Annotated in this window: 11 protein-coding genes; 3 read left to right on the top strand and 8 right to left on the bottom strand. The window is 72.2% G+C overall.

The genetic code is table 11. The features are described 5' to 3' along the window. Window positions 1-129 precede the first annotated feature (129 nt). Window positions 130-1,143, top strand: a complete 1,014-nt coding sequence (gene holA / locus AC1MIR_RS09750) for a DNA polymerase III subunit delta (protein WP_480027974.1) — start codon at window positions 130-132, stop codon at window positions 1,141-1,143. Between the two features lie 7 nt (window positions 1,144-1,150). Here holA and AC1MIR_RS09745 read toward each other — a convergent pair whose 3' ends face one another. The 6 genes from AC1MIR_RS09745 to AC1MIR_RS09720 all read right to left on the bottom strand — a co-directional run bounded on the left by AC1MIR_RS09745 (window position 1,151) and on the right by AC1MIR_RS09720 (window position 7,138). Then, window positions 1,151-2,014: a ParB/RepB/Spo0J family partition protein gene (locus AC1MIR_RS09745; RefSeq protein ID WP_480027973.1), complete on the bottom strand. Its 864-nt coding sequence runs from the start codon at window positions 2,012-2,014 to the stop codon at window positions 1,151-1,153. Then, window positions 2,011-2,826, bottom strand: a complete 816-nt coding sequence (locus AC1MIR_RS09740; protein ID WP_480027972.1) for a ParA family protein — start codon at window positions 2,824-2,826, stop codon at window positions 2,011-2,013. Before AC1MIR_RS09740 ends, AC1MIR_RS09745 begins: the two co-directional genes overlap by 4 nt. Continuing rightward, the gene (rsmG, locus tag AC1MIR_RS09735; protein WP_480027971.1) at window positions 2,807-3,433 is read right to left on the bottom strand and encodes a 16S rRNA (guanine(527)-N(7))-methyltransferase RsmG; all 627 of its coding nucleotides are present in this window, start codon (window positions 3,431-3,433) and stop codon (window positions 2,807-2,809) included. The genes AC1MIR_RS09740 and rsmG overlap by 20 nt, the downstream gene beginning before the upstream one ends. Continuing rightward, entirely contained in the window at window positions 3,430-5,292 is a 1,863-nt protein-coding gene (gene mnmG / locus AC1MIR_RS09730) for a tRNA uridine-5-carboxymethylaminomethyl(34) synthesis enzyme MnmG (RefSeq protein ID WP_480028734.1), read from the bottom strand. The genes rsmG and mnmG overlap by 4 nt, the downstream gene beginning before the upstream one ends. A gap of 22 nt (window positions 5,293-5,314) precedes the next feature. Beyond that, window positions 5,315-6,643 (bottom strand): tRNA uridine-5-carboxymethylaminomethyl(34) synthesis GTPase MnmE, encoded by a 1,329-nt coding sequence (mnmE, locus tag AC1MIR_RS09725; protein ID WP_480027970.1) that lies wholly within the window; start codon window positions 6,641-6,643, stop codon window positions 5,315-5,317. A gap of 114 nt (window positions 6,644-6,757) precedes the next feature. Next, window positions 6,758-7,138, bottom strand: coding sequence for a (2Fe-2S) ferredoxin domain-containing protein (locus tag AC1MIR_RS09720; RefSeq protein WP_480027969.1), 381 nt, complete (start codon window positions 7,136-7,138; stop codon window positions 6,758-6,760). Between the two features lie 201 nt (window positions 7,139-7,339). On the opposite strand from AC1MIR_RS09720, the gene AC1MIR_RS09715 reads away from it, so the two are divergent. Together AC1MIR_RS09715 and AC1MIR_RS09710 are read left to right on the top strand one after the other, a co-directional pair. After that, complete coding sequence (locus AC1MIR_RS09715; protein ID WP_480027968.1) at window positions 7,340-7,864, top strand: methylated-DNA--[protein]-cysteine S-methyltransferase; 525 nt, start codon at window positions 7,340-7,342, stop codon at window positions 7,862-7,864. Next, a complete protein-coding gene (locus tag AC1MIR_RS09710; RefSeq protein ID WP_480027967.1) occupies window positions 7,861-8,835 on the top strand; it encodes a quinone oxidoreductase family protein in 975 nt (324 codons plus the stop codon). The genes AC1MIR_RS09715 and AC1MIR_RS09710 overlap by 4 nt, the downstream gene beginning before the upstream one ends. A gap of 55 nt (window positions 8,836-8,890) precedes the next feature. On the opposite strand, the gene AC1MIR_RS09705 is transcribed toward AC1MIR_RS09710, so the two are convergent. Beyond that, window positions 8,891-9,637 carry a GNAT family N-acetyltransferase gene (locus AC1MIR_RS09705; RefSeq protein ID WP_480027966.1) on the bottom strand — a complete coding sequence of 249 codons (747 nt, stop codon included), beginning with the start codon at window positions 9,635-9,637 and terminating at the stop codon, window positions 8,891-8,893. Continuing rightward, window positions 9,637-10,206, bottom strand: coding sequence for an HD domain-containing protein (locus AC1MIR_RS09700; RefSeq protein WP_480027965.1), 570 nt, complete (start codon window positions 10,204-10,206; stop codon window positions 9,637-9,639). The genes AC1MIR_RS09705 and AC1MIR_RS09700 overlap by 1 nt, the downstream gene beginning before the upstream one ends. Between the last annotated feature and the right edge of the window lie 108 nt (window positions 10,207-10,314).

Genomic DNA, 10,314 nt, shown 5'->3' with positions numbered 1-10,314 from the left:
GCCGCGGGGCGCGGGCGCCCCGGCGCGGAGCCTGGGCGAGCAGGGCGGGCTGAGCGGCGGGATAGGGCCGGCCGGCGCGGTGCGATGAGTCCGGCCGGCATGGCGCGGGACCGGCGGGTGGGCTGAGGCATGGCCAAGCTCGATGCCAGGCGGGCGGAGGCGGTGCTGTCCGATCCGGCAGGGTTCCGGGCGGTGCTGCTGCATGGCGACGATCCGGGGCTGGTGCGCGAACGGGCCGAGGGCCTCGTGCGGGTGGTGCTGGGCGGCGCGACCGACGACCCCTTCCGTCTGGCCGAGCCGACCCGCGACGAGGCGGCGCGGCCCGGCTTTTTGCAAGGCGAGGCTGCGGCGCTGGCGATGACCGGCGGGCGCCGCGTGGTGCGGCTGCGCGAGGCGACGGATGCCCATGCGGGCCCGCTGAAGGAAGCCATCGCGGCCCCCGGCGATTCGCTGATCGTCCTGGAAGGCGGTGCGCTCGGCCCGCGGTCGAAGCTGCGCGCCCTGGCGGAGGCCGCGCCGGAAGTGGCGACGATCGCCTGCTATCGCGAGCGTGGCGAGGCGTTGGCGGCGACGCTGGGCCGGATGCTGCACGCGCAGGGCGTGCAGGCTGAGCCGGCGGCGCTGTCCTGGCTGGCCGGGCGGCTGGGCGACGACCGGATGCTGGCACGGCGCGAGATGGAGAAGCTCGCGCTCTATGTCGGGCCCGGCGGACGGGTGGACGAGGACGCGGCGATGGCCTGCGCTGGGGAGGGTGCGGCGCTCGACCTCGAGGAAGCCCTGCTGGCGGCGACTGCCGGGGATGCCGCCACCACCGACCGCACGCTGACGGCGGTCTTCGCCGAAGGCGCCAGCCCGGTCGGGGTGCTGCGGGCGGCGCTGCGGCATGTGCAGCGGCTGCATGAGGCGGCCGTGGCGGGTGGCGATGCCGCCGTTCTGCGGCCGCCGGTGTTCTTTCGCCACAAGCCGGCCTTCGACCGGGCCTTGCGGCTCTGGTCCGCCGCGCAGCTGGAGAGCGTTGGCACCGCGCTGCTGGAGGCGGAGAAGCGCACCAAGACGACGGCCTTCCGCGAGGCGGATGTCGTGATCGCCCGTGCGGCGCTGGCGGCGATCGCCCGGCAGGCCGCGGCGCTGGCGCGAAGCTGAGCGGGGCTCAGCCGCCGCCCTGCAACAGCCGGATGAGCCCGTCGAGCTGGTCGAGGTCGCGGTAGCGGATGCTGATCTCGCCGCCCTTGCCCTGCGGCCGCACGGAGACGCGCAGGCCGAGGCGTTCGGTCAGGTCGCGTTCGAGCGCGGCGATGTCCGGATCCCGCGCCTGGCCGTCCGTGGCCGGCTGGCGCGGGCGGGCCTCGGCCGCGGCAAGCGTCTCGGCCTGCCGGACATTCAGGCTGCGGGCGATGATCTGCGCGGCGAGGCGGTCCGGATCCTTCGTTCCGACCAGGGCGCGCGCATGGCCGGCCGAGAGCGCACCGTCGGCGACGAGGCTGCGCACGGATGCCGGCAGGTTGAGCAGGCGGAGGGTGTTGGCGACATGGCTGCGGCTCTTGCCGACGGCCTGGCCGAGCGCTTCCTGCGTGAGGCCGAACTCGTCGAGCAGGCGGCGATAGCCCTCGGCCTCCTCGATGGCGTTCAGGTCCTGGCGCTGGAGGTTCTCCACCAGTCCGACCGCCATGGCTTCGCGGTCGGCAAGATCGCGGATGAGGACCGGAACCTCGTGCAGCTGCGCGGCCTGAGCGGCACGCCAGCGACGCTCTCCGCCGATGATCTGGTAGCGGTCATCGGCGCCCGGTGTGGGCCGGGCGAGGATCGGCTGCAGGATGCCGTGTTCCCGGATCGAGGCGGCGAGCTCCTCGAGGCCGTCCTTGTCCATGCCTCCCCGGGGCTGGAAGGGTCCGGGCTCCAGCGCCTCGATCGGTACGGTGCGAAGGGACGCGCCGCCTTCGGCTGCCGGGGCGTCCGGGATGAGGGCGGACAGGCCGCGGCCGAGGCGCGGGGGCTTTCGGGACGTGCTGCTCATGCGGCGCGACGGCGCAAGCGCTCCCTTCTGAGGAATTCGGCGGCGAGGCGGAGATGCGCCTGGGCACCCGGCGAGCGGAAATCGTAGAGCAGGACGGGGAGGCCATGGGAAGGGGACTCGCTGACGCGGACGTTCCGCGGGATCACGGTCTCGAACACCTTGTCCTTGAAGAAGCCGCGGACATCCGCCGCGACGAGCTCGGAGAGGTTGTTGCGCCGGTCCACCATCGTCAGGACGATGCCCTCCAGCTGCAGCCGCGGGTTCAGCGCGCGGCGGACCCGGTCGATCGTGCGGGTGATCTGGCTGATGCCTTCAAGGGCGAAGAATTCCGTCTGCAGCGGCACGATGACCCCGTCGGCGGCGACCAGCGCGTTGAGCGTGAGCAGGCCGAGGGAGGGCGGGCAATCGAGGAACACGAAGTCGAAGCCTGCAAGCGTCCGTCCGGCGGCGGCAAGGGCCGTGGCCAGCCGGTGCTCGCGGCTCTCGAAGGTCACGAGTTCGACCTCCGCGCCGGCGAGGTCCGGGTCGGCGGGCAGGATGGAGAGGTTGGGCACGGCCGTGGGGCGGACAAGCTCCGCGAGCGGACGCCCCGCGACCAGCAGGGCGTAGGTGCCCTCCGCCCGGTCCTCTCGGCCGATCCCCAGCCCCGTCGAGGCGTTGCCCTGCGGATCGAGGTCGAGCAGCAGAACCTTGTGCTCGGCCGCCAGGGCGGTTGCGAGGTTGATGGCCGTCGTGGTCTTGCCGACGCCGCCCTTCTGGTTGGCGAAGGCCAGGACACGCGGCGGCCCGCGGTCAGACGTCGGGTCCGGCACGTCGGATCTGGCTCAGGCGCAGGATGGTGGCCTCGCGGTCGGTGCGGCTGGGGAAGCGTTCGGCGTGGAATGTCCAGTGGCGCCCGGCATCGGTCAACTCGGCCTCCGCCGAGCGTCCCTTGGGAAAGAGGGCGATGCCGCGGGGGTCGAGCAGGCGAACCGCCTGGCCGAGCAGGGTGTCGACCGGGGCCAGCGCGCGGGCGGTGACGGCCGCGAGGGGCGGGAGCCTGACGGTCTCGATCCGCTCCGGATGCACCCGCACATGGCTCAAGCCGAGCTGTGCGGCGGCCTCCGTCAGGAAAGCGGCCTTGCGCCGGTCCGCTTCGATGAGGTGCATGGGGCGGGTCGCCTGCATGGCCAGGATGAGGCCCGGAAAGCCGCCCCCGCTGCCAAGATCGCCGATCGGGCCTTCGCCCGCCGGCAGCAGCGGGTGCAGCTGGAGCGAATCCGCGATGTGCCTGTGGCGTATCGCGGCCGGATCGCGATCGGCCACGAGATTGATGCGGCTGTTCCAGCGCAGCAACAGCGCCACGAATTGCGCGATGCGGTCTTCCAGCAGCGAAGCCGGGTCCGACTCGGCATGGGCCGTTCCACGTGAAACACTCACCGCGCCGACTCGCGCCGAAGGTGCATGGCCAGGGCGGCCACGGCGGCCGGCGTGATGCCCGCCACGCGCGTGGCGGAGCCGAGCGTCGCCGGACGCGCGGCGGCAAGTCGCTGCTGCATCTCGCGCGAGAGCCCAGGAATGGCGCCGAAGTCCAGGCCCGACGGTATGGAAAGCCGGTCCTCCCGCTCGATCAGGCGCCGCTCGGCTTCCTGGCGCCGAAGATAGGGCGCGTAGAGCGCCTCCGCCTCGATCTGCGCGCGCACGGGCGCAGGGAGATCCAGCAGCCACGGAAAGAGCCGGCCGGCTGCGGCCACGGTCATCTCGGGAAGCGCCAGAAGCTCCAGCAGCGTGCGACGGCGGCCATCGGCGGGCGCCGGCAGGCCCGCCTTCGCCAGGTCGCCCGGCGTCGCGCTGTCACGGCTGGCCCGCTCGCAGGCGGCCGAGACCTCAGCCGCAAAGTCGGCATGGCGCCGCGCCCGGTCGCGACCGACGCAGCCCCAGTCGATCCCGCGCTCCGTCAGGCGCAGGCCGGCATTGTCGGCCCGAAGGCTGAGGCGGTGTTCGGCCCGCGCCGTCAGCATCCGGTATGGCTCCGACACGCCGTGCAGGACGAGGTCGTCGATCAGCACGCCGATATAGGCCTCGGTCCGGGAGAGAACCCGGTCCGGACCGGCGCCGCCGGCGCGCTGGGCGGCATTCAGCCCGGCCATCAGGCCCTGCGCGGCCGCCTCCTCATACCCCGTGGTGCCGTTGATCTGCCCAGCCAGGAAGAGACGCGGGACGCCGCGCACTTCCAGGCTGGGGGTGAGCGCCCGCGGATCGAAGTGATCGTATTCGATCGCATAGCCCGGGCGCAGGATGCGCGCGCGCTCCAGGCCGGGAATGGTGGCGATGACGGCGGCCTGCACCTCTGCCGGGAGGCTTGTCGAGATGCCGTTCGGATAGATGGTGTCGTCGTCGAGCCCTTCCGGCTCCAGGAAGACCTGGTGCCGGTCACGGTCGGCGAACCGGACCACCTTGTCCTCGATCGAGGGACAGTAGCGCGGCCCGACGCCCTGGATCCGGCCGCCATAGACCGCGGTGCGATGCAGATTGGCCCGGATGAGGTCGTGCGTGGCAGGCGCCGTATAGGTGATGCGGCATTCGACCTGACGGTTGGTGATCCGCTCCGTGAGCCAGGACATGGGCTCGGGCGGCGCATCGCCGGGCTGTGCTTCCAGCCCGTCCCAGTCGATGCTGCGGCGATCCAGCCGCGGCGGCGTGCCGGTCTTGAGCCGGGCCAGCGGCAGGCCCAGGCGCTCCAGCGCCAGGGCAAGGCCGATGGCGGGTTCGTCGTCGCGCCGGCCGGCCGGGATACGTTCGTCCCCGATATGGATCTCGCCGCGCAGGAAGGTGCCTGTGGTCAGAACCAGCGCGGCGCAGGCGATCCGACGGCCGGACGCGGTGACCACGGCCGAGACGGCTCCACCGGCGTCCTGCTCGATGTCTTCCGCGGCATCGGCCAGGAGGCAAAGGCCCGGCGTGGCCCGAAGCAGGGCCTGCATGGCGTTCCGATAGAGCGTCCGGTCGGCCTGCACACGCGGCCCGCGTACGGCGGGCCCCTTGCTGCGGTTCAGCAGCTTTCCGTGAATGGCCGCGGCGTCGGCGGCGCGGGCCATCACCCCGTCGAGCGCATCGATTTCCCGGACCAGGTGGCCCTTGCCGATTCCGCCGATGGCCGGGTTGCAGGACATCTCCCCGATGCGGTCGAGCCGGTGGGTCAGCAACAGCGTGCGTGCGCCGCAGCGCGCGGCCGCGGCGGCCGCCTCGCAGCCCGCATGCCCGCCGCCCACCACGACCACGTCATAGGCATCGCTCACCATGCCGGGGTCTATAGGCCAGCTACTTGCCGATGCAGAAGTCGCCGAACACGACGTCGAGCACGTCCTCGATGCCGACATGGCCCGTCAGGCGCCCAAGTGCCCTGACCGTGCCGCGGAAAGCCTCCGCCGCAAGCTCCGGCTGGTGGGCCCTTTCCGCTTCGGTGAGAAGCGCATGCGCTTCCTGCAGGGCGGCGCGGTGGCGCGCGCGGGTGATGAGCGGCGCGTCCGTCGCGCCCGCCTGCTGTTCCGCGCGGCGCGTGAGCTCGGCGGTGAGGCGGGAAAGCCCGGTGCCGTCGCGTGCGCTGGTCGGCAGCACTGGCCGCCCGCTTATATCCGCCGGCGGCGCCGCGATGTCGCATTTCGTGGCGACGAGCAACGCGTCCTCCCGCCCGGCGACGAGGTGCAGGGTGAGGTCGTCCGGGCCCGTGTCGGCAGGCAGGACCGCAAGCAGGACATCCGCGTCCTCCGCACGGCGGCGCGCGCGGCGAACGCCTTCGCGCTCGATCTCGTCCTCCGTCTCTCGCAACCCGGCGGTGTCCGCCAGGGTGACGGGAACGCCGCCCAGGATCATCCGGCATTCGACGATGTCGCGTGTGGTGCCGGGCCGCGCCGAGACGATCGCGGCCTCTCGACCAGCCAGGGCGTTGAGCAGCGAGGACTTTCCGGCATTCGGCGGGCCGACGATCACGGCCGACAGGCCGGCGCGCAATTTCTCCCCGCGGCCGCCGTCGTTCAGATGCGCGGCGATCTCCTGGGCCAGCATTGCCGCCATGCGGCGGGCCGCGAGGTCGAGGTCGGTCGGCAGGTCGTCCATCGTGAACTCGATGGCGGCCTCCTGATGCGCAAGCATGCGCCGCGCCCGGTCCGTCCATCCGGCATAAAGCTGCCCCAGCGTGCCGTCCGCCTGGCGCAGCGCCTGGCGTCTCTGGGCGCTCGTTTCGGCCGAAACCAGGTCGGCGATGGCTTCGGCCTGGGTGAGATCGACCTTGCCATGCAGGAAGGCGCGCCGGGTGAACTCGCCGCCTTCGGCCGGTCGGCAGCCGAGCGTCACCAGCAGGTCCGACACGTCGGCGACCACGGCGGGCCCGCCATGGATATGCAGTTCCGCCGAATCCTCGCCCGTGTAGCTGGCCGCACCGGGAAACCAGAGGATGAGCGCCCGATCCAGGATCTCGTCCCGTTCGGGGTGACGGAGCGCACGCAGGCTGGCCAGCCGCGGCGAGGGCAGGGGGCCGGCAACCTGGCGCAGCACGCGTGACGTATCCGGCCCGGAAAGGCGGATCACCGCGATGGCCGCGGCGCCGGCCCCGGAAGCACGGGCGAAGATCGTGTCCCGCAGGTCGGTCATCGGCGGAACGGCCGCGCCCCTGTCGGGGCGTGTTTCACGTGGAACATCGGATCGCCGGGCATCCGGAGCGTGGTCGAACCGCATGCGCGGCTGGTTCGGCCGCGCAGGCGACCCTCACCGCTTCTCGATGACATCCCGTTCGGTCAGCATCAGCCGGGGCACGCGCCCGCCATCGACGAGATGCGCCTGCAGGATCTCGTCGACATCCCCCCTGCTGCGGGGGCCGTACCAGATCCCCTCCGGGTAGATCACCATGGTCGGGCCGAACTCGCAGCGGTCGAGACACCCCGCCGAGTTCACGCGCACCCCCCGCAGCCCCAGCTCCTTCGCCCTGGCCTTCATGTAGTCCCGCAGCTCCTCGCTCCCGCGCGCGGCGCAGGAACCCCGGCGATGGCCATCCGGGCGGCGATTGCAGCAGACGAAGACATGCGCGCGGAAAAAGAGCGGCGGATCGGCGTCGTCGGTGACGGCAGGCTGAGTTGAGGCGCTGGCCACGGCTTGCTCCACGCAGGGGGGACTGGCGGGATGTAGCCACGACCGCGCTGAGGTGCCAGGGCAGGCCGGCACCGTCGCGCGGACCGTTGGCGGCATGGGCGGCGCCCGGCCTGTCATGCATGCCGCACCGTGGTGGTCCCGGCCGGCGCAGCTTGACGGCGGCCCCCAGGTTGTGGCGCATGACCGCCCCGGATCATCGCCATGCCGCAACTCACCCTCCTCAGCCCGCTCGGCGACCTGACAGTCTCCGAAGACGGCGACGCCATCGTCGCGCTCGACTGGGGTCGGGGTCGCGACCAGGCGCACACGCCGCTGCTGGTCTTGGCCGTGGCGCAATTGCAGGACTATTTCGACGGCACGCGCGGGGCCTTCGACCTGCCCCTGGCGCCGCACGGTACCGACTTCCAGAAGCGCGTCTGGGCCACGCTGCGGACCATTCCGCCGGGTCAGGCGCGCAGCTATGGCGAGATCGCCCGCGAACTGGGCACCTCCGCCCGCGCCATCGGCCAGGCCAATGGCAGCAACCCGATCCCCATCCTGATCCCCTGCCATCGTGTGCTGGCGGCGCATGGGGCGCTCGGCGGCTATTCCGGGGGCGAGGGTCCTTCCACCAAACTGTGGCTGCTTGACCATGAACGGCGCGCCTATGGCTCCCGCGCGCAAACGATGCCAGAACTGCCGCTCGGCTTCTCCCGGGCCGGCCAGCGAGGGACGATGCTCCGATGAACCATGCCATTCGCGTCCACGACTATGGCGGCCCTGAAGTGCTGGTCTGGGAGGAAATCCCGGTTCCTGCGCCGAAGGCCGGCGAGGCGCTGGTCCGGCACAAGGCCATCGGACTCAACTACATCGACGTCTATTTCCGCACCGGCCTCTACAAGGCCCCGGCGCTGCCGGCCACCATCGGCATGGAAGGCGCGGGCATCGTCGAGGCCGTCGGCGACGGCGTGACGAATGTCGCGCCGGGCGATCGGGTCGCCTATGCCACCGCGCCGATCGGCGCCTATGCCGAGGCTCGGACCATCAAGGCCGACCGTCTGGTCAAGATCCCTGCCGGCGTGACGGATGAGCAGGCGGCGGCGATGATGCTGCAGGGCATGACCGCCTGCTTCCTGCTGACGCGCACCTACAGGGTGCAGGCCGGCCAGACCATCCTGGTCCATGCCGCGGCGGGCGGCGTCGGCCTCATCATGGTGCAGTGGGCCAAGCATCTCGGCGCTACGGTCATCGGCAGCGTCAGCACCGAGGAGAAGGCGCAGCTCGTGCGCGCCCATGGCGCCGATCACGTGGTGGTCGGAACCGAGACCCTGCCCACGCGCGTGAAGGAGATCACGGGCGGCGCGATGCTCCCGGTCGTCTTCGACAGCGTCGGGCGCGACACCTTCCTCACCTCGCTCGACTGCCTCATGCCCTTCGGCATGATGGTGTCCTACGGCAATGCCTCGGGGCCGGTCTCCGTTCCCGATATCGGCATCCTCGCGGCGAAGGGCTCGCTCTACCTGACGCGGCCGACGCTTGCGACCTACACGGCCAAGCGGGAGGACCTGGAAACCTGCGCCAACGCCCTGTTCGAGGTGGTGTCCAAGGGCGCGGTCAAGATCAACGTCAACCAGCGCTTCGCGCTGAAGGACGCCGCCGAGGCGCATCGCGCGCTCGAGGCCCGCAAGACCACCGGCAGCACGGTGCTGCTGCCCTGACCCCATCGCCGAGCGTCGCGGCGCCCCCCGGCCGGCGCCGGCGCCGGGCGCTGCCTCACGCCGGCAGGAAGTAGCGATAGCGGTAGCGCTCGGTCAGTCCGAGCCCGGCATTCAGCGCGAGCGAGGCCCCATTGCTGCAGGCGACCTGCGCATAGGCCAAGCCCGCACCCTGGGATCGTGCCCAGGCGCCGGCCGCCGACATCACCCGCCGGCCGAGGCCCCGCCGCCGGAACTCCGGGCGCACGGCAAGGTCGAACAACCCCGCCAGCGCGCCATCCGCGGTCGCGGAGGCGCCGGCGGCCGGCGCGCCCGGCCGCCGCCGCCGGGGCCACGCGGCCCGGGCGCCCCGCCGCGCCGGCATCCGCGCCTTCTCCGCCTGTCGCGCCGGCACCTGGTGCTCCCCGCTTGCCATCACGCGGGTCCACGCCGGCTCCGGCCCGCCGAGTGCCACGCAATCGGCATCGTCGCGGAACAGCGGCCCCAGCGGGCCGAGGATCACCTGGCTCTCGTCATGCGGCCGGTAGCCGCGCGCTTCCAGCGCCGCGACCATGCCGGGAGGATCGAGCGGGGTGGAGCGGAAGCGCGGCGTGAAGCCGGCACGACGATAGAAGCCCTCGATCCGCCCGATCCGCGCGGCAAGGTCCGGGTCCGGCGCGGGGTCCAGCGGGCAGGCGGCATTCGCCCGCCCCGTACCGCCGGCGAAGCTGCGCACCACGAAGCCCCCGTCGAAGGCGACGCGGGGCGCCGGCACGGCGGAGAGCGTCGCCCGCTCGATCTCCAGGATCGTCGGCAAGCCCGGCATCAGGCCTCTTCCGCGAGCTTCGCCATCGCCGCGCGATAGGTTGCCTCGAACAGCGCGTCCAGCGCCGGGTTCGGCCCCTTCAGCCCGGCCGCGACACGCCCCGCCCAGCCGACATACTCGACCCGCCGCGCATGGTCCCAGTTGGCGGGCGGCGAGGCCGTGATCGCCCGCAGGTTGGAGATCTTGTCGGCAAGCTTCAGCATCTTCGCCGCATCGCTCTTCTTCGGCGCGTGCTTCACCTGCAGCGCCTTGCGGGTCTCCTTCGGCAGCGACTTGTCGTCGGTCGCCTCGGCCACGATGACCGCGATCGCCTCGCCGAATTCGGCGACCAGCCGCTCATGGGTGATCGGGTCGGGGTCCTGGTCGCTGTCCTCGACCGTGTCGTGCAGCAGGGCGGCGATCACGGCCTCCTGCGGCGCACCGTGCTCGGCGAGGATCTGCGCCACTTCGAGCACATGGTTCACATAGGGCTCGGCCGAGGCGCCCTTGCGGCGATGCGTGGCATGCACCCGCGCGGCGAAAACCGCGGCGCGCAGAATCCGTGCCGACTCAGTGTCAGGTTGGTCCATCGTCTCTCCCAACAAAAAGGGGGCCTTTCGGCCCCCGGTGGTCGCGCCATCCCTGCGCGCCAGTACTGGCGGCCGGTGAAACCGGCCGCGGGCGCGCCGTCGGGCCCC

Source organism: Falsiroseomonas sp. RANM36 (assembly GCF_056682175.1).
The sequence above is the reverse complement of the archived record's forward strand: the minus strand, read 5'-3'. Positions and strand labels throughout refer to the sequence as shown.

Excerpts from the sequence above, each read along its gene's own strand:
- holA (WP_480027974.1), top strand. The coding sequence starts at position 130 with ATGGCCAAGCTCGATGCCAGGCGGGCGGAGGCGGTGCTGTCCGATCCG.
- mnmE (WP_480027970.1), bottom strand. The coding sequence starts at position 6,643 with ATGACCGACCTGCGGGACACGATCTTCGCCCGTGCTTCCGGGGCCGGC.
- AC1MIR_RS09715 (WP_480027968.1), top strand. The coding sequence starts at position 7,340 with ATGCCGCAACTCACCCTCCTCAGCCCGCTCGGCGACCTGACAGTCTCC.
- AC1MIR_RS09745 (WP_480027973.1), bottom strand. The coding sequence starts at position 2,014 with ATGAGCAGCACGTCCCGAAAGCCCCCGCGCCTCGGCCGCGGCCTGTCC.
- AC1MIR_RS09705 (WP_480027966.1), bottom strand. The coding sequence starts at position 9,637 with ATGCCGGGCTTGCCGACGATCCTGGAGATCGAGCGGGCGACGCTCTCC.
- AC1MIR_RS09700 (WP_480027965.1), bottom strand. The coding sequence starts at position 10,206 with ATGGACCAACCTGACACTGAGTCGGCACGGATTCTGCGCGCCGCGGTT.
- AC1MIR_RS09710 (WP_480027967.1), top strand. The coding sequence starts at position 7,861 with ATGAACCATGCCATTCGCGTCCACGACTATGGCGGCCCTGAAGTGCTG.